The sequence below is a fragment of the Streptomyces sp. Je 1-332 genome (assembly GCF_040730185.1).
In the GTDB taxonomy this organism is placed as follows: domain Bacteria; phylum Actinomycetota; class Actinomycetes; order Streptomycetales; family Streptomycetaceae; genus Streptomyces.
This window is the reverse complement of record NZ_CP160402.1, coordinates 7,552,374-7,570,002: the sequence shown is the minus strand read 5'-3', so window position 1 is coordinate 7,570,002 and position 17,629 is coordinate 7,552,374. Positions and strand designations below refer to the sequence as shown.

At 71.1% G+C, this 17,629-nt stretch carries 14 protein-coding genes; 9 read left to right on the top strand and 5 right to left on the bottom strand.

What is annotated here, in order from left to right; genetic code table 11:
* The first annotated feature begins 64 nt into the window (after positions 1-64).
* On the top strand, positions 65-811 hold the full coding sequence (locus ABXJ52_RS34070; protein ID WP_367047522.1) for a Clp protease N-terminal domain-containing protein: 747 nt from the start codon (positions 65-67) through the stop codon (positions 809-811).
* Positions 812-940: 129 nt separating this feature from the next.
* Here ABXJ52_RS34070 and ABXJ52_RS34065 read toward each other — a convergent pair whose 3' ends face one another.
* Positions 941-1,831, bottom strand: coding sequence for a (2Fe-2S)-binding protein (locus ABXJ52_RS34065; RefSeq protein WP_367049462.1), 891 nt, complete (start codon positions 1,829-1,831; stop codon positions 941-943).
* Between the two features lie 263 nt (positions 1,832-2,094).
* Between ABXJ52_RS34065 and ABXJ52_RS34060 the strand changes: the two genes are divergently transcribed.
* The 4 genes from ABXJ52_RS34060 to ABXJ52_RS34045 all read left to right on the top strand — a co-directional run bounded on the left by ABXJ52_RS34060 (position 2,095) and on the right by ABXJ52_RS34045 (position 8,305).
* Positions 2,095-3,300: an ATP-grasp domain-containing protein gene (locus tag ABXJ52_RS34060; protein WP_367049461.1), complete on the top strand. Its 1,206-nt coding sequence runs from the start codon at positions 2,095-2,097 to the stop codon at positions 3,298-3,300.
* The gene (locus ABXJ52_RS34055) at positions 3,297-5,150 is read left to right on the top strand and encodes an IucA/IucC family siderophore biosynthesis protein (protein ID WP_367047521.1); all 1,854 of its coding nucleotides are present in this window, start codon (positions 3,297-3,299) and stop codon (positions 5,148-5,150) included. The genes ABXJ52_RS34060 and ABXJ52_RS34055 overlap by 4 nt, the downstream gene beginning before the upstream one ends.
* A 135-nt stretch (positions 5,151-5,285) precedes the next feature.
* Positions 5,286-7,106: an IucA/IucC family protein gene (locus ABXJ52_RS34050; protein WP_367047519.1), complete on the top strand. Its 1,821-nt coding sequence runs from the start codon at positions 5,286-5,288 to the stop codon at positions 7,104-7,106.
* The gene (locus tag ABXJ52_RS34045) at positions 7,103-8,305 is read left to right on the top strand and encodes a type III PLP-dependent enzyme (RefSeq protein WP_367047517.1); all 1,203 of its coding nucleotides are present in this window, start codon (positions 7,103-7,105) and stop codon (positions 8,303-8,305) included. Before ABXJ52_RS34050 ends, ABXJ52_RS34045 begins: the two co-directional genes overlap by 4 nt.
* Positions 8,306-8,405: 100 nt before the next feature.
* Here the strand turns inward: ABXJ52_RS34045 and ABXJ52_RS34040 are convergent, their stop codons facing one another.
* Positions 8,406-9,413, bottom strand: coding sequence for a D-2-hydroxyacid dehydrogenase (locus ABXJ52_RS34040; protein WP_367047516.1), 1,008 nt, complete (start codon positions 9,411-9,413; stop codon positions 8,406-8,408).
* A 110-nt stretch (positions 9,414-9,523) separates the two neighbouring features.
* Positions 9,524-10,042 (bottom strand): hypothetical protein, encoded by a 519-nt coding sequence (locus tag ABXJ52_RS34035; RefSeq protein ID WP_367047514.1) that lies wholly within the window; start codon positions 10,040-10,042, stop codon positions 9,524-9,526.
* Between the two features lie 266 nt (positions 10,043-10,308).
* Here ABXJ52_RS34035 and ABXJ52_RS34030 point away from each other — a divergent pair, with 266 nt between their 5' ends.
* Positions 10,309-11,247, top strand: a complete 939-nt coding sequence (locus tag ABXJ52_RS34030; RefSeq protein WP_367047513.1) for a helix-turn-helix domain-containing protein — start codon at positions 10,309-10,311, stop codon at positions 11,245-11,247.
* Between the two features lie 54 nt (positions 11,248-11,301).
* On the opposite strand, the gene ABXJ52_RS34025 is transcribed toward ABXJ52_RS34030, so the two are convergent.
* Positions 11,302-12,030, bottom strand: a complete 729-nt coding sequence (locus tag ABXJ52_RS34025; RefSeq protein ID WP_367047511.1) for a class I SAM-dependent methyltransferase — start codon at positions 12,028-12,030, stop codon at positions 11,302-11,304.
* Between the two features lie 101 nt (positions 12,031-12,131).
* On the opposite strand from ABXJ52_RS34025, the gene ABXJ52_RS34020 reads away from it, so the two are divergent.
* Together ABXJ52_RS34020 and ABXJ52_RS34015 are read left to right on the top strand one after the other, a co-directional pair.
* Entirely contained in the window at positions 12,132-12,962 is an 831-nt protein-coding gene (locus ABXJ52_RS34020; RefSeq protein ID WP_367047509.1) for a slipin family protein, read from the top strand.
* Between the two features lie 227 nt (positions 12,963-13,189).
* On the top strand, positions 13,190-14,017 hold the full coding sequence (locus ABXJ52_RS34015) for a hypothetical protein (RefSeq protein ID WP_367047508.1): 828 nt from the start codon (positions 13,190-13,192) through the stop codon (positions 14,015-14,017).
* Positions 14,018-14,164: 147 nt separating this feature from the next.
* On the opposite strand, the gene ABXJ52_RS34010 is transcribed toward ABXJ52_RS34015, so the two are convergent.
* Positions 14,165-14,848, bottom strand: coding sequence for an alpha/beta hydrolase (locus ABXJ52_RS34010; RefSeq protein ID WP_367047507.1), 684 nt, complete (start codon positions 14,846-14,848; stop codon positions 14,165-14,167).
* Between the two features lie 149 nt (positions 14,849-14,997).
* On the opposite strand from ABXJ52_RS34010, the gene ABXJ52_RS34005 reads away from it, so the two are divergent.
* The gene (locus ABXJ52_RS34005; RefSeq protein ID WP_367047505.1) at positions 14,998-17,442 is read left to right on the top strand and encodes a polysaccharide lyase 8 family protein; all 2,445 of its coding nucleotides are present in this window, start codon (positions 14,998-15,000) and stop codon (positions 17,440-17,442) included.
* Positions 17,443-17,629: the final 187 nt, after the last annotated feature.

Below are 17,629 nucleotides of genomic sequence, written 5' to 3'. Positions count from 1 at the left end.
TCGGACACCTCTTCGTGTCAACTCATGGTTGACACCCGTTCTGCTGTCAACCTACCGTTGACACATGACGCAACCCAAGCAGCCCACCCAGTCGATCCGCCTGGACGACCTGATCCAGGCCATCAAGAAGGCCCACCCGGAAGCGGCCCTGGAGCAGCTCTCCGACGCCGTGATCGCCGCCGACCATCTCGGTGACATCGCCGACCACCTCATCGGCCACTTCGTGGACCAGGCGCGCCGCTCGGGCGCCTCGTGGACGGAGATCGGCAAGAGCATGGGGGTCACCCGGCAGGCGGCCCAGAAGCGGTTCGTGGCCAAGGACCCCGGGGAGATGTCCGATCTCGATCCCCGGCAGGGCTTCAGCCGGTTCACCCCCCGCGCCAAGAACGTGGTCATGGCCTCGCAGGAGGAGGCCCGCGCCGCAGGGAACGACGAGATCGGCCCCGGTCATCTGACGCTCGCCCTCCTGACCGACCCGGACTCCCTCGCCGTGAAAGCCCTGCTCGCACAGGGGACTTCGCCGGACGCGATCCGCGAGAGTGTCACCGAAGCGCTGCCGCCCGCGGTCGGCGAGGTGCCCGACCTCATCCCGTACGACGCCGGGGCGAAGAAGGTCCTGGAGCTCACCTACCGCGAGGCACTGCGACTCGGGCACAACTACATCGGCACCGAGCACATCCTGCTCTCGCTCCTGGAGGCGGAGGGCGGCACGGGCGCGCTCACCGGGCTCGGCGTCGACAAAGCCGTCGCCGAGGCGAACCTCACCGAGGCCGTGGAGGCGATCCGCCGCGCCTCCCTCAACCAGGAGTGACCGAGTCGGACCCGGCCGCGCGGCTGCGCTTCCCGGTTGCCCGCCCCGCGGCCGCGCGCACCCGTGCCGCCTCCCGGACGGCCGCGATGTTCGCCTCGTCCTGCCGGAGCCCCGTGAGCTGACGCGGTTTCACCGCCCGGCTTCCGGGGGCACGTCGGCCGAGGTGTTGTCGGCCTCGATCCTCCGCAGCCGTTCCGCGTCGCAGACGCGCGGGCAGGTGCCGCACGCATCGGCGGCACGGATCGTGTAGTAGAGGCAGCAGCCGAGACGGGTGCGGGTCGGGTGGCGCTCGCCGTCACGGGTCGTCAGATGGCGGAAGGCGGCGCCGCCGGGAAAGGGTGCCACGGGTCCGGGGAGCAGGGCGTCCACCGCTCGCAGCGCCTCGTCCTCCTGGCCGAGCATGCGCCCCAGGTACCAGATCCCGGAGATGAGATCGTCGCCCGCCATGCCCCAGAGCGCCCGCTGTCCGCGCCGCAGTAGTGGCCCCATGGCCGCGAGCAGCGGCCGCATGTGTGCGACGACCGCGGAGCGGAGCTCGGCGCGCAGTGACTCCTCGTCGGCCAGGACCCGCGTTCCGGGGAGCCCGGCCGCCGGGTCGTCCGGGAAGCAGGCGAACGGGCCGGGGGCGATCTCGAAGGCGCCGGACTCCAGATGGACACGTACGTCATCGGGGTGGATCCGCGGCACGCGCCGCTCCAGGTACCAGGCGCCGCTCATCAGCAGGCAGACGGACCAGAGGTAGCCGTGCAGGGCGCGGGACGCGGCGACGTCGGGGCGCGGGGTGTGGTCGTGGCCGGACTGGATGCGTGCGGCCTCAGCCGCGACGAAGGCTGCCAGAGTTTCCTGATTCGACGTCAGTTCCCGTCCGGTGACCCACCCTTGACCCGCGGGCGAGCCAGATTTCGCCACCGTGACAGCGAGCGTCTCGCAGTGCGCGGCCAGCCGCCGATAGGTCGCGGCGAGCAGGGCGGCGGGGCTCAGGGCGGTGGCGTTCGGCGCCAGGTCCGGGGCCACGGGCAGCGGCACTCGTACTCCTTGGAGGGCAGGTCCGACGGTCGTTCGGCGGCGGACTCGTCCGCCACCGACTAGGTAAGGCTTACCTTATTTCTCTTCAACTTGCCGCATCGTCCCCGGCGCGTCGCGGACCGCGCCGTCGCGAGTGATCTGCCCCTCACGGTGAGTTGACATCCTTAGGCATACCTAACCTAAACTCTCACCCCGTGTCCAAGATCGTTCGGGCCGTCCCGCCAGGCAGCCCCTCCGCGCGACGATTCCCCCCGCACCTGCGGCTGTACGTCCTAGCCCGCAACCCCACCGACTCGGTAACCGAAGGCTTTCTGCCCGCCGCACGCGAGCTGGGCCTCGACGTCACGCTTCTCACCGATCACCCGGAGGCACATCAGGGCGGCCTCCCCGGGGAGATCCTCGGATCCCTGGAGATCCTGGAGTGCGACGTACGCGATTTCCGAGCCGTCATCAGCCGCATAGCCGCCCATCACTCCCCCGGTGCGATCTTCACCAACAGCGACCACCTGCAGACTCAAGCGGCCCTCGCCGCCGAGTACTTCGGGCTGCCCGGGAAGGACTGGCGGACCGCGCTGCGCACCAAGGACAAGGCGCAGATGCGGCGCCATCTCGCGGCTGCGGGCGCCGACGCGGTCTGGTCGGCCGAACTCCCCGCGGGCCGGGACCCGGCCGGACTCACGACCCTCGACGTCCCGTTCCCCTGCGTGGTCAAGCCGCGGGAGGGTGTGGCGAGCGAAGACGTGGTGCTGGTCGAAGGACCGGAGCAGCTGGTGCGGCGATGCGCGGAGATCCAGGCGCGTCGGCCGGGGGCTGCGCTGGTGATCGAGGAGTACCTCGCCGGGGAGTTGTGCACCTTGGAGACGCTCGGCGACGGCCGCGTCAGGCATGTACTCGGGGGCTTCCGTACGGAGGTGTCACCGCCGCCGTACTTCATTGAAGAGCGGATGACGTTCGTCCCCGCGCACCCGGATGCGGTGGTGGCTCAGGTCCTTGCCCAACTGGACGCGCTGGGCGTGGGATTCGGGGCCTGCCACACGGAGTTCGTGGTGGCGGCGGGGCGAGCCCGGCTCATCGAGGTCAACTACCGTGCCATCGGCGACCAGTGTGATCTGCTCCTCGCCCAGCTCCTGGGCATACCGCTCTTCGAGCACATCCTCCGTACGCATCTGGGCGAGCCGCTCCCGTCGGACCTGGGCGCACGGTCGGACGGCCGGGCACGGCTCGACTACCCGTGCGCGCGGAGTACCGGAACGCTGACGGCCGCGCCGGGCCGGACCGAAGCAACGGCGGGCGGAGTGCACTTGACGTACCGGCCACTGCGCGAAGTCGGCGAGTACCACGAACTCCACGGCACGAACCGCGACTTCCTCGGGGTCGTACGCGCCACGGGCACGGACCAGTCCGCGGTCGACCGAGCCGTGGCGGACTTCCTCGCCGCGCACCACTGGGAGATCACACCATGACGCGCCTGACGGACGGGAAGCCTTCTGCCACCACGGACACCGACACCGACACCGAGGGCGAGCTCCTGTTACGCGTCCTGAGCGCGCTCCTGCGCGAGGACGTGACGGGATGGCGCACCCGTAGCACGCCGGTGCGGCAGGAGGACGGCTTGTGGCTGAGGCTGCCGGTGGCAACGCGGCAGCACTGCCGTGCGGCCGCCCTGCTGATGCCTGTCCTCGATGACGGCTACCAATCCACGTACGCCGCCCGGCTTCCCCTGCTCCGGCGGGAACCCGACGGGGCCGAACTCATCGACACGGGCAGCGTTCTCGCCGCCCTGCGTGACCTCGCCGACCCCGTCGACCGGGGTGGGTTCGATGCGTTCGCCATGGAGTGCCGGCAGGCGCTCGACGCCCAGCGGCTGCACGCACGGACCAGGTGCGAGGTGGAGAGCCAGCTCTCCGAGCGGTACGGCGGGGACGCCGGTTCCTGGACCGGGCTCGCGGGCGGGCTCGGTTATGACACGCTCGCCGCTCGGGGCGATCACCCCGTGTATCCGACCTCGCGGGGCCGCGCCGGGTTGGGCAGCGCTCACCTTCGCTCCTACGCGCCCGAATTCCACCCCACCTTCGCCCTGCGGCAGCTCGCCCTGCCCCGCGAGGCCGTCACCGTCAGCGGGAGCAACGACTCCTGGCTCTCGCCCCGTGCGGTGGGAGCGCCCGAGCTCGAAGGGAGCCACCTCGTGCTCCCCGTGCACCCTCTGACCGCGGACGGCCCCCTGCGGGACGCGCTGCGGACGGCGGGGCTCGAAGGCCGGGCCCAGCTCGTCGACCGACCCGGGCCCGACGTCGTACCGACCCTGTCGATGCGTACCGTCGCGCTCGCAGCCGACCCCACGCGGCACCTCAAACTGCCGCTCGCCACCGCCACACTGGGGCTGCGCAACCGGCGCACCATCAAGCCGGGCACCCTCACCGACGGCGCCGCGGGCCAGCGCCTGGTCGAAGCCGTCATCGACCGCGAACCCCGGTTCAAGGGGGTCATCCTGCACGCGGACGAGACCCTCTTCGCCCACGCCGGGCATGAACTCGTCGCCGTGCTCCTGCGCCGCTACCCCGCCGGCCTCGAAGACGCCGTCGTCGTGCCGATGGCTGCCCTCATGTGCCCGGCACCCGGCGGCGACCGGCTGCTGATCGACCACCTCGCCGACCGGTTCCACGACGGCGACCCCCTGGCCCTCCTCGACGCCACGCTCGCCCTCCTCTTCGACTGGCAGACCACGCTCTTCGCCCACGGGATCGCCTTGGAGTCGCATCAGCAGAACATCTCTCTGGTGCTGGACCACCCCGCGGGTGGGAGCGGGGGCGGGCCCCGCCGCACCCGGCTACGACTGCTGTTCAAGGACAACGACGGGCCCCGCGTGAACCTCGCGCGACTCCGTGACGCCATGGGCCAACAGGCCCCCGGGCGCGCTGAGTTCGATGACCAGAGGATCTTCGTCGACGGGGACAGGCCCGTGCTCGATGTGTTCACCACCATCACCCTCCACCTCTGCGCGGGTTCCTACGCCTTCGGGCTCGCGCGACACGGCCGCGCCCCGCTGGAGCGACTTCTCCGGCTCGTGCGCGAGCGGCTCGCCGAGGCCGTCGAGCGGCTCGGTTCGGCGCCCGGTGAGCCGGGCGGGCTCCTGCGCGCGCACGTCCTTGACGCGCCGGAGCTGCCCGTCAAGGCGATGGTCACCGCGGGCACCCTGCTCTCCAAGGAGCGCTCCGGAGCCGCCGACATCAACAAGCACTACACGACGGGACCCAACTACCTGCGGCTCGACCACCCGCGGCAGAACTACGCGCGGCCTACGGGAACTTCGTGATGACACTGGTCGAGGAACGAATACCGGGCGTCTCGCGCGCCCCCTGACCGGTACCGCGACCACCTTGCTCGCCACGGCCTCCGTCACTCTTCCCGCCCCGTTCCGCCGCTCGCCCCGCTTCCGCTGGAGCCGTTGATGTCCTTGCCGACCGGCACCTTCACCGCACCGCCCTGGGCGCCCGCCCAGGGCGCCGTCCCCGTCGCCGGGGCCGCCCCGACCTGTCTGCCCAGCGCCGACCAAGCGGTGACGCACACCCTCCTCAACTGCCTGCTGCGCGAGGTCTCGGGCCCCGAGCGCCAGACCGCCGTCGTCGACGGCGACCTCCTGCTCCGGCTGCCGCGCCGCGGGGTCCTCCTGCGTGTCGCGCTGCGCCGCGCGTCCCTCCTCGGCGCCCACCGTTTCACCGGCCCGGTGACCGAGCAGCGGGACGGCACGTGGGTCGAGGTGGACTGGCCGCGCCTCGCCGAGTACACACACGCCGAACTCTCCCTGCGTACGGGCGTCAGCAACGAGGAGTTCCTGCAGCAGATCGCCTCCAGCCACGAAGGCGTCAGCGCCGCGCTCGCCGCCGACCGTCCGGCGCCCGCCATGGTGACGGCCGTCGCCGCACATCCCGCCCCTAAGTGGCTCGCGGACTATCTCGCGTCCGAGCAGTCGCTGCTGTTCGGCCACCGCTTCCATCCCACCCCCAAGGCCCGCGGCGGCGACCTCGCCGACTGGTCCGCGTACGCTCCCGAGACGGCGTCCGTCTTCCCGCTGCGCCACCTCGCCGTACGGGACCACCTCATCGCCGAGGAGTCCACGCGGCCCGGCGCCGCGGCCCCGCTCGACCGCCTCGGGACAGCGCCGGACGGCTACCGGCTGCTCCCGGTGCACCCCTGGCAGTTCGACCTGCTCCGCGGACACCGGGGGCTGCGCGCGGCCCTGGACCGCGGGGATGTCATCGACCTGGGCCCGGGCGGCCACCCCTTCGCGGCCACCGCATCCGTGCGCACGCTGTACGGCGGTGACACCTTCCTGAAGTTCAGTCTGAACGTCCGCATCACCAACTGCGTGCGCAAGAACGCCAGTTACGAGCTGTCGGGCGCCGTCGCGCTCACCCGCGTACTCGAAGGCGCCCTGGACGACCTGACCGCCCGCTTCCCGGGCCACGCCGTGCTCCGCGAGCCCGCCTACCGCAGCCTCGCGCTCCCGGGACCCGACGGGCGCCCTGACCTCTCCCTGTTGGAGGGCTTCGGCGTCATCGTCCGCGAAGGCCTGGCCGCACGGCTCCTACCCGGCACGACACCGCTGCTCGCCGCGGCCGTCGCGGACGAGTACCCGACCGGGCCGGGTCACATCTCGCGGCTCGTCGGGGGCGCGGGACCGCAGCGCACGCTCGACTGGTGGCAGGCGTATCTGCGACTGCTGCTGCCGCCGGTGCTCGCCGCGTACTTCGACCACGGCCTAGTGCTCGAACCGCATCTGCAGAACGTCCTGATCTGCGTCCACGCCGACGGCATGCCCGCTCAGGTGCTCTTCCGCGACCTGGAGGGCACCAAGCTGGTCCCGGAACGCCACGCGGAGACCCTGGCCGCCCTCCCGCCCGAGGTGGCGGGGCCGATGACGTACGACGCGCAGCGCGGCTGGGACCGTGTCGTCTACTGCCTCCTGGTCAACCACGTCGCCGAGCTGCTCGCCGCCCTCGCCGACCTGCACCCGCACACCGAAGCCGCGCTCTGGTCCCATGTCCGGGCCGTCATACGGGAGTTCGCCGACGCGCACGGCTGCCCGCCCCGGCTCGGCGCCCTGCTCGCCGGGGCACCGCTGCCCGCCAAGGCCAATCTGCTCACCCGCTGGGAACGCAGGGCCGACCGGGACGCGGGCTATGTCCGCCTCACCTCACCCTTTCCGCTCTCCGAGCACGTACGGAACCTGGGTGGCCGCACCTACGCACCTTGGAGCACCGTCCAATGACCGCCCCGACTCCCGCCGTACGTGACCGTGCCCTCGGTCTGTCCACGGAGGAACTTCCCGCCTATCTGTACGACCTGACGGCGCTGGAGACACATGCCGCGGCGGTGCGCGCCGCACTCCCCAGGCAGGTCGAGCTCTATTACGCCGCCAAGGCCAATCCGGAGCCCGAGATCCTCGCCGCGCTCGATGCGCACGTGGACGGCTACGAGGTCTCGTCGGGAGGCGAACTCGCCCATGTGGTCAAGGCGGTGGCAGGGCGACCGCTGGCCTTCGGTGGCCCCGGCAAGACCCCGGACGAGCTCACGGCGGCCCTTGAGCTCGGCGTGGAACGCTTCCATGTGGAGAGCGCCTACGAGCTGCGGATGCTGGCCGCCCTCGCCTCCCGTGTCGTGCCGCACAGCCGCGTCGGTGTCCTGCTCCGGTTCAATCTCGACCTCGATGCCGAGTCGCTTGCGGGCAGTTCACTCGCGATGGGCGGGCGCCCCACTCCCTTCGGTCTCGACCCCGCCGACGCGGACTCCGCGGTCTCCTTGTTCACCGACGGCAGCCTGCCCCCACTGCAACTGCTCGGCGTCCATGCTCATTTGGCCAGCGGGCTCGCCGCACCCCAGCAGCTGGCGGTCGCCGAGTCCATCGTGACCTGGTCGCAGAAGCTGGCCCGGCGGCACGGCATCCGCCTGGCGGAGGTGAACGTCGGCGGCGGGATGAGCGTGGACTACGCCGACCCCGCCGCGCGCTTCGACTGGACCGCGTACGGGGAAGGACTGGCCCGACTCCGCGCGGCTCACCCAGGCCTGACGCTCCGTATCGAGCCGGGGCGGGCGCTGACCGCGTACTGCGGCTGGTACGCCACGGAGGTCCTGGACGTGAAGCGCAGCCATGGCGAGGAGTTCGCGGTGGTGCGCGGCGGCACCCACCATCTGCGCACCCCCGCGGCCAAGGGGCACGACCAGCCCTGCACCGTGCTCCCGGCCGGCGAGCCGTGGCCGCACCCCTGGCCCCGGTCCGAGGCACGGCAGGACAGGGTGACGTTCGCGGGTCAGCTGTGCACCCCGAAGGACGTGCTGGCCCGGGGGGTTCCGGTGGCAGGGCTGCGGGCCGGCGACCGTGTGGTGTTCGCGATGGCGGGTGCGTACGCGTGGAACATCTCGCACCACGACTTCCTCATGCATCCGCGGCCCGGCTTCCACTTCCTCTGACCACCCGGCTCACCTGCCCACCGGCTCATCGTCGGCGTCGGCCGGAGCCGGCTCCGGCTCCGGCTCCGCATCAGCGACACCAACTGTGCGCCCCAGGCGCCTAGTACCCCTGAGACCACCGCACCACATTGCGCAGCGGCTCACCACCGGCGAGCCGCTGCCAGTTGTCCACGAACAGGTCGACGATCCGCTTCATCTCGTCGCGTGAACCGCCCGCCGTGTGCTGGGTGAGAATCACGTTCGGGCAGCTCCACAGTGGGTGTCGTGCGGGCAGCGGCTCCTCGCGGGTCACGTCGAGTACCGCGCCGCCGAGCCGGCCGGCGGCAAGGGCGGTGACCAGGGCGTCCTCGTCCGCCAGGGTGCCGCGTCCGGCGTTCACGAAGACCGCGCCGGGGCGCAGCCGTTCGATGCGCCGCCGGTCGAAGAGGTCCGCGGTCTCGTCCGTGCCCGGCAGCAGCCCCACGACGACGTCGAACTCGGGCAGCCTGGCGTCGAGTTCACGCTGGCTGCGGAGGTCACCGTCGCCCCGCGCGAAGTGCGCGACGGAGCAGCCGAAGGGTACGAGGAGCTCGGCGAGGCGCAGGGCGATGGACCCCCTGCCGAGGATGAGGACGTTCGCGTCGGACAGGAGCCGCAGGCCAGGCCGTACGTCGAGCTTCGACCAGGACTCTCCCACGCGGAGCCCGGCCAGCACGTCGACACCGCGGTAGAGCGCGAGGATGCCCGCGAGGCAGGTCTCCGCGACCGGGTCGGCGAAGAGACCGCCGAGGTTGGTGACGGTGAGCCGCTGTCCGATGACCGTCCAGTCGAGGCCCACGTAGGGGTCGATGCCGACGGACGCGAGCTGCAGCCAGCGCAGGTGCGGCGCCTGCTCGATGCGGTCGGCCCTCGGGTTGCCGAGCGCGATGTGGGAGGCGGCGAGTACACGCGCGTCGTCGGCGGATTCGGTGTCCGGTTCGGCGAAATGGACCGGTCCCGGCGCGACGGCGCGCAGGCGCTCCTGCTCGGCGTCGTCGAGCGCCAGCTCCACGTACAGGGCGGCGTCCGGTGGCAGGGTGGTCGGTTCAGAGGCTTGTCGAGCAGGTGGCAGTTGTGGTGCACGGACCATTCCTGATACCCCCGTGGTAAGGAAAGCGCTGGTGAACGCACGTTCACCGAACTTAGGGCTTCCGCTCCACGGGGGTCAACAGTGATCCAGGACAGGCGGTCGCGCGGAGGTCAGGCACCTGTCGTGGAGCCGGGCCTGATGATCATGAGAACGGTGACGGTGGCCCACAGGAGGTTGAACACACCTGTGTACATGGCGAGTTGAGAACTGACGCGCACGCCCACGGCCCCCTCCGCCAACACGCCCGCTCCCGCGGCCTGTTGACCAGCCGTACCGTCGCCGCCTTCCCCGGTCACCGCGTCGAGGGCCGCCTCCTGACGCGGCAGGACGAGGACGATGAGCACCGCGGCCGCCGCGACCGTGAGGATGATCGAGGCGATCAGCCAGGCGCTGCCGAGCACGTTCAGGCTGCTCGCGGTGGCGAATCCGGTGACGGGGACGGCGACGCCGACGAACGCGTACACCGAGCAGATGCGCTGCAACAGGCGCAGCGAGGCGACGGCCGAAGCGTCCCCCGGGTCGGCCTGCGCGCGGCGCAGGGCCGCGGGGAACATGCTGGCGGCGACGGTGACCGGGCCGACGGCGAGGATCGCGGCCAGCACGTGCAGCGTCAGGAAGAACTTGGTCACTGGGCCCTCGGGATTCGAAGAACGGCAGGTGCGAGAAGCGGGCGCGAGAAGCGGCGGGCGCGAGAGACGGCGGAGGTCACAGAGGGCTCCCGACCGGGGCCCGCTCGCCGACATTAGCCAGCGGCCCGCCCCCCGGAACAGTGGCATTAGTGACAGGCTTCGCACAGATACCGCCATCGGGTGCGAGGTCCGTTCACCGGTACGGCCGGGGCTTTTCGCCCGCGTACGCGCTTGGCGGGATCACGGCTCTGCCGTACGTTGCCGCCATGCACACCGTGGCCGTCCTGGCGCTGGACACCGTCATCCCGTTCGACCTGTCCACCCCCATCGAGGTCTTCGGCCGCACCCGGCTGCCGGGCGGTCGGCCCGGCTACCGGGTGCGTATCTGCGCCACCGCGCCCCGGATCGACGCCGGCCTGTTCACCCTCCAGGCGCCCTGGGGTCTGGAGGGGCTCGCGGACGCGGACACGATCATCGTGCCGGGCACCGCCGACGTGACGGGGCCGGTCCCCGACGCGGTGCTCGACGCGCTGCGGGAAGCGGCGGCGAACGGCACACGGATCGCCTCGATCTGCGCAGGCACGTTCACGCTGGCCGCGGCAGGACTCCTGTCCGGGCTCCGCGCCACCACGCACTGGGCGGCCGCGGCCACGCTGGCCGAACGCCACACCGACATCGACGTGGACCCGGACGTGCTCTACGTCGACAACGGGCAGCTCCTGACGTCCGCCGGGGCCGCCGCCGGGCTCGACCTGTGTCTGCATCTGATCCGCCGCGACTACGGCTCCGCCGTGGCCGCCGACGCAGCCCGCCTCTCGGTGATGCCCCTGGAACGCGAGGGCGGGCAGGCCCAGTTCATCGTCTCCGAGGCTCCGCCCGCCCCGCAGGGGTCCGCACTCGAACCGCTCCTGCGCTGGCTGGAGGAGAACGCGCGGCGTGAGCTCACCCTGGAGGACATCGCGGACCGGGCCGGCATGAGCACCCGCACCCTGTTGCGCCGCTTCCGGGATCAGACGGGCAGCACCCCGCTGCAGTGGCTGCACCGCACCCGGATCCGGCAGGCCCAGCACCTGCTCGAAACGACCGGGCACTCCGTCGAGCGCATCGCCGTCCAGGTCGGCTTCGGCTCGCCCACCGCCTTCCGTGACCGTTTCAAGCGCGTCGCCGGAGTCAGCCCGCAGGCCTACCGGAAGGCCTTCCAGTGACGGAAGGCTGTTCAGTGACGCAAGGCCTTCCAGGGACCGCGGGTCGGGTGACGCTCAGGCCTTCCGCGCCTCGACCATGCACCAGCGCGGGCTGCCGTCGGCGCGGCGCCCGAACTCCTCCAGCGCGTGCAACCTCATCGTGAACCCGGCCCGCAGCAGGTCCTCGCGCACACCCCCCAGCGGGAAGGTCCTGTAGTACATGACGAACGGCGGACGCCACAGGCGGTTCCGCACCCGCATCATGCCGTCGAAGCCGAGGAGCGCCCAGTAGAGCGGCGACGTCGGGGGCGGCGGCGCGCCGATGGGGAAGGCGAAGACCCCGCCCGGCCGCAGCGCCCCGCACACCTCGGCGAACAGCCGGGCCCGCTCGGCAGGCAGGAAATGCCCGAAAGCCCCGAAGCTCACCGCCAGGTCGAAGACCTCGGCGAAGGGCAGGGCGCGGGCATCGGCCCGCACCCACTCCACCACGGGCCCACCGTCGCGCGGCGCCACGGCGGCCCGCGCCTCGGTCAGCATCCCGGCGCTGAAGTCGACGCCCGTGACCCGCTCCCCGCACAGCGGCAGCAGGGTCTCGACGCCCGCGCCGGTACCGCAGCAGACATCGAGACCCGCGTCGAACGGCCCGAGGCCCTCCAGCGTGTCCGCGACCGCGTCGAGGATCCGGTCCGGCGTGCGGAAAGGGGTGTGGTCGAACTTCGGGGCCAGCAGGTCATAGCCGTCCTCGATGGAGGAGAGAGCCTGCACGGCCAGTTCGCGGAGTGTGGGTCCCTGGGAGGTGAACACCGTGCCCACCCTAGTCAGCGGCGGACGGCCGGGGGCTCGACCATGGACAAACCTGGGCATATCTTTGGTAGGAGACGGCGGCTCGGCAGAAGGGGGTCGTCATGGTCGAAGAGCTGCTCACAGCGGGGGCCGCGGTGGCGGCCGCCGGTTTTGTGTACGTGGTGACGGCGGCCCGCGTGGTCAAGCAGTACGAGCGGGGCGTGGTGTTCCGCCTGGGCCGGCTGCGGGAGAGCGTCCGGCCGCCGGGATTCACCATGATCGTCCCCGGGGTGGACCGGCTGCACAAGGTGAACATGCAGATCGTGACGATGCCGGTGCCCGCGCAGGACGGCATCACCCGGGACAATGTCACGGTGCGCGTCGACGCCGTCATCTACTTCAAGGTGATCGACGCCGCGGACGCGGTGATCAAGGTCGAGGACTACCGCTTCGCGGTCTCACAGATGGCGCAGACGTCATTGCGCTCGATCATCGGCAAGAGCGACCTGGACGATCTGCTCTCCAACCGGGAAAAGCTCAACCAGGGCCTGGAGTTGATGATCGACTCCCCGGCCGTCGGCTGGGGCGTGCAGATCGACCGGGTCGAGATCAAGGACGTGTCGCTCCCGGAGACCATGAAACGTTCGATGGCCCGGCAGGCCGAGGCCGACCGAGAGCGGCGGGCCCGCGTGATCAACGCGGACGCCGAGCTGCAGGCCTCCAAGAAGCTGGCCCAGGCGGCACACGAGATGGCGGACGAACCGGCGGCGCTCCAACTGCGCCTGCTCCAGACCGTGGTGGCCGTCGCCGCCGAGAAGAACTCCACCCTCGTACTGCCCTTCCCCGTGGAGCTCCTGCGCTTCCTGGAGAAGGCACAGCAGACGCAGGCGCTGTCGCCGGCACCGCCGGACACCGGGGCGGAACCGAAACCGACACGGCCGACGGCGGCATAGGCATGGTCCCGGCCGTTCGGGCCTGAACCAGCTTCGGAGGCGTTCTTGGTCAGCAGCGCATCACCGGGCTTCGACCAGCGTGCAAACCAAACGGGCCGGTGTGGTTCGCGGGACTCCTGAGTTCCGTGATGGCCGGTTACCGCCAGGAGGTCTACCGGGTCGAGCCACGGGTCGGATAGACGTATCGCGGCCGTAGACCCGCCACTCAGCACGAGGAGGCATGCCTCATGACCGGTGCCCGGACCACCACCGCGACCGGCAAGACCCGGTTCGACGACATCTACAACGAGCCTGACCCCCGCGCGTACTTCCGCACGCTCGCCCCCTTGCGGTACGAGATACCGCAGCAGGCTCAAGGCGTCTTCCGGCGCACGCTCGCCCAGCGCTCAGCGGTGCGCGGCACCGATCTGCCCGTCACGGTCCTCGACCTCTGCTGTTCCTACGGGATCAACGCGGCGCTGCTCAACCACGACCTCACGCTCGCGGACCTCTACGCGCACTACACGAGCGCCGAGACGGGCGAGCTCACCCGAGGTGAGCTCATCGAGGCCGACAAGGAGTTCTACGCGTCGCGGCGGCGTGCGGACGCGGTCCCGGTCATCGGTCTCGACACCGCCGACAACGCGACGCGCTACGCCCTCGAGGCGGGGTTGCTCGACGAGGCCTATGCCGAGAACCTCGAGCGTCACCCGCCCAGCGACGGGCTGCGCCGCGCCGTGGCGCGCGTCGGCCTGATCACGGTCACCGGAGGCATCGGCTACATCACCCACCGCACCTTCGACGCGCTCCTCGACGCGACGCGCGTCCCGGTCTGGGTGAGCGCGTTCGTCCTGCGCACGGTGCCGTTCCAGCAGATCCTGGCGACTCTGGACGCCCACGGTCTCGCCACCGACACCGATCCCGAACGGACCTATCCACAGCGGCTGTTCACCGATCTCACCGAGCAGCGCAGTGCGGTGGAGCACGTGCTGGAGGCCGGTGACGATCCCACGGGCCTTGAGGCCGAGGGGCGCTACTACACCCGCCTCCACCAGGCACGCCCCCGGCCTGCGTAGGCTCGCCCGGCGTCCGGCAGACGGCGGTGCTGGGCGTGACGCGGGGCGTGGACGCACCACGCCCCGCACTGCGGCCCGCACCTCTGTCCGCACCACTGTCCGCACCGCGACGGCCGACGGCTGACAGCCGTCGGCCGTCCCGTCCGCTCAGCTGGTGAAGAACTCGCTGACCTGCTCCGCGAACTGCTGCGGGCTCGCCTCGTGCACCGAGTGGCCGACCGGGATCGTGATCAGCCGGGAGTCGGGGATCGCCGTGGCCATGTCGGGGATGCGCCCCTGCGGCATGCTGCTGTCGGGGCCGCCCGCCACGATCAGGGTCGGTGCGACGATCTCGCCGAGCCGTTCGGCCCACTCGGGGTCGGGGTCGAAGATCTGGGCGCGGACCGCCGGGGACACGGGCCAGTCGAAGTCGATGGCCCCGTCGGGGCGCGGAGCGTCGACCATGTCGCGCGGGTAGGGCGGCGGAGTCTCCTCCAGGACGAGTCGCTCGACACGGTCCGGATGCTCCTGGGCGAGCAGATAGGCCACGACGCCGCCCATGGAGTGGCCCACGACGCCCACCCGGTCGAGGCCGAGCTCGTCGAGGAAGCCGAGCACGTCGTCCCGCATCAGCTCGACCGAGTACTCGTCCGGCCAGTCGCTCTCGCCGTGCCCGCGCAGATCGAGCGCGTAGACCCGCCACTCCTGGCCGAGGGTCTGCCCGACCTGCTCCCAGGTCGCCGAGGAGCCGCCGAGCCCGTGCAGCAGCACGACAGGTGCTCCGTACGAGTCGCCCCAGGTCCGATAGGCCAGGCGTACGTCGCCCACATCCACCACTGCGTGATCGTTCATGCCCCTGACGCTACAGCGCCCTGCGCAACCCATTGAGCAGCGGCCCGGACCCATGCTAGAAAGCGCTTGCTCCCCGCCCGGCCCCCGTGCGCCCTCCACCCCTCTCCACCCCTCTCCACCCCCACCCCACCCCCACCATCGGAGACCCCATGCACTCTCCCTGGTCCCGCCGCGCCTTCCTGCTCGGCACCGGCGGCTCCGTGATCGCCCTGCCGGCCTCGGAACTGCTGCCCGCCGACGAGGCGGCAGCGGCGGGAGGTGCGAATGCGGATGCGTACGCGACACTGCGGGCCAAGTGGCGCACCCTCGTACTCGGCGAGGGCTTCTCCCCCACGGCCGAGCCGTTCAAGAGCCGCTTGGCGGAACTCGGCGCCACCGCACGGGAGTTGCGCGCCACCATGACCCCCGCCACGGGCTCCCTGTGGCCGGACGCCTCGTACGCCGACCCTGATCCGGACACCGACCAGGAGTCGTACGGCTACTCCGCGAACGTGGTGACCGGCTACCTCAGGCTGAGCACCATGGCTCAGGCCTACCGGCAGGACGGCACGGGCGTGACCGGCGACGCGGGCCTCAAGGCCGACATCCTCACCGGCCTCGATCATCTGTACACGCAGGTCTACAACGAGAACCAGGCACGGTTCGGCAACTGGTACAGCTGGCAGATAGGCGCTCCGCAGCACCTCCTCGACATCTGCGTGCTGATGTACGACCACCTGTCCACGACCCAAGTGGCCAACTACTGCAAGGCCGTGGACCACTTCGTGCCCGACTCGGCGGTGGGCAGCTACACCGGGACGAGCACCGGAGCCAACCGCGTCGACCTGTGCCGCGTGCTCGCGCTGCGCGGGGTCGTCGGCGGCTCCTCCGCGAAGATCGCGCTCGCCAGGGACGCGCTCTCCCCCGTCTTCCCGTACGTGACGACCGGCGACGGCCTCTACACCGACGGGTCGTTCATCCAGCACACCACCGTGCCCTACACCGGGTCGTACGGATCGGTCATGCTGGGCGGCCTCGGGATGCTCTTCTCCCTGCTGCGCGGCTCCACTTGGGAGGTCACGGACGCCAAGAAGCAGATCATCTTCGACGCCGTGGAGAAGGCGTGGGCCCCCTTCATCTACAACGGGCTCGTCATGGACGGCGTCGCGGGGCGGGCCATCAGCCGCGGCCTCGCCGCGGCTGACGCCAAGAAGATCCAGGCGGACGATCACCGGCGCGGCCACCCCATCATGTCGGCCGTGGTGCTCCTGGGGCAGGGCGCGAGCGCGGCCGAGAACGCGCGCTGGCGCGGCCTGGTCAAGGGCTGGATGCGGCGCGACTACTACAGCCCACCCCTGAGCGACTCCTCACTCGGCCTGACAAGCCTGGCCAGACTGCAGGGAGTTGCGGACGACGCGTCGGTGACCGCCATCGCCGAGCCCATCGGTCACCGCCTCTTCCCGAACATGGCCCGCGCCACGCACCGACGCCCCGGCTGGGCGGCGTCGATCAGCATGGCCGATCCCCGCATCACGTACTACGAGACGGGCAACGGCGAGAATCTGCGCGGCTGGCACACCGGCTCGGGAATGCTCTACTGGTGGGGCGACAGCTACGCCAACGGGCAGTACAGCGACGCCTTCTGGCCCACGGTCGACCCGTACCGACTGCCCGGCATCACGGCGTCGCGCAAGGTGCTCGCGGACGCGGCGGGCGGCGACTGGGGTGCGTCCTTGCCGGACGTCAAGTGGGTGGGCGGAGCGAGCGACGGCCAACGTGCCTCCATCGGCCAGTACTTGAAAGGGCTGCAGAGCACGCTGCGCGCGAAGAAGTCGTGGTTCTGCCTGGACGACTCGGTCGTCTGCCTGGGCGCGGGCATCGTCTGCACGGACGGCGCGGCGGTCGAGACGACGGTCGAGAACCGCAACCTCGGCCCGACGGGCACCACTTCCTTCCAGGTGGACGGCGCGGCCAAGCCGACCGGCACTCCTTGGTCGGCGACGCTCACCGGCGCCAAGTGGGCGCACATAGGGGGCCACGGCGGCTACGTCTTCCCCGGCGGCGCGACGGTCAAGGCCCTGCGCGAGGAACGCAGCGGCAGGTGGAGCGACATCAACAAGGGCGGTGCCACGACCGCGATCGCCCGCAAGTACCTCACGATGTACGTCGACCACGGCACCGCACCGACGAACGGGACGTACGCCTACGCCCTGCTGCCGGGTGCGAGCGCGGCACAGACGGCGGCCCGGTCGGCGGACACCGGATGGGTGCGGATACTCGCCAACTCCGACCGCCAGCAGGGTGTTTCCGTGCCGTCCCTCGGCTTCACCGGGGTCAACTTCTGGTTCGGCGGCACGGTCGGCACGGTGAACGCGAGCGCACCCTGCTCCGTGCAGATCAGCGAGAGGAGCGACGGCACCGCGGTCATCTGCGTCAGCGACCCGATGCGCGCGCAGGCCTCCCTGGCCCTCACCTGGAACCGCGCCGTCTCCGCGGTGACGGCCAAGCCCGCCACGGTCACCTCGGCGGTCACGGGTGCGTCCCTGAAGCTGACCTTCGGGGATCTCAGCGGGACGAAGGGCGCCACCCAGCGGATCACGGTGAGGCTGGGCTGATGCCCGATCGGGCTGTCCCGGGGCCTTACCACCGATGCTTTCCGGTCGACCATCGATTCCGGTAGAAAACCGAAACAACTGTCGTCGCAGGTCAGGCGGTCGTTCTGCCTTGCACCATCGCTTCCGGTCCACATGTTGGACACCCCTCGCGCGCCTTCCCGCGCCTCCGGCGCCCGCCCTGAGCTGC

Bases quoted from the DNA above. Each gene is read 5' to 3' on its own strand.
- ABXJ52_RS34030 (WP_367047513.1), top strand. From the start codon at position 10,309: ATGCACACCGTGGCCGTCCTGGCGCTGGACACCGTCATCCCGTTCGAC.
- ABXJ52_RS34040 (WP_367047516.1), bottom strand. From the start codon at position 9,413: ATGGTCCGTGCACCACAACTGCCACCTGCTCGACAAGCCTCTGAACCG.
- ABXJ52_RS34005 (WP_367047505.1), top strand. From the start codon at position 14,998: ATGCACTCTCCCTGGTCCCGCCGCGCCTTCCTGCTCGGCACCGGCGGC.
- ABXJ52_RS34070 (WP_367047522.1), top strand. From the start codon at position 65: ATGACGCAACCCAAGCAGCCCACCCAGTCGATCCGCCTGGACGACCTG.
- ABXJ52_RS34045 (WP_367047517.1), top strand. From the start codon at position 7,103: ATGACCGCCCCGACTCCCGCCGTACGTGACCGTGCCCTCGGTCTGTCC.
- ABXJ52_RS34050 (WP_367047519.1), top strand. From the start codon at position 5,286: ATGTCCTTGCCGACCGGCACCTTCACCGCACCGCCCTGGGCGCCCGCC.
- ABXJ52_RS34020 (WP_367047509.1), top strand. From the start codon at position 12,132: ATGGTCGAAGAGCTGCTCACAGCGGGGGCCGCGGTGGCGGCCGCCGGT.
- ABXJ52_RS34055 (WP_367047521.1), top strand. From the start codon at position 3,297: ATGACGCGCCTGACGGACGGGAAGCCTTCTGCCACCACGGACACCGAC.
- ABXJ52_RS34010 (WP_367047507.1), bottom strand. From the start codon at position 14,848: ATGAACGATCACGCAGTGGTGGATGTGGGCGACGTACGCCTGGCCTAT.
- ABXJ52_RS34015 (WP_367047508.1), top strand. From the start codon at position 13,190: ATGACCGGTGCCCGGACCACCACCGCGACCGGCAAGACCCGGTTCGAC.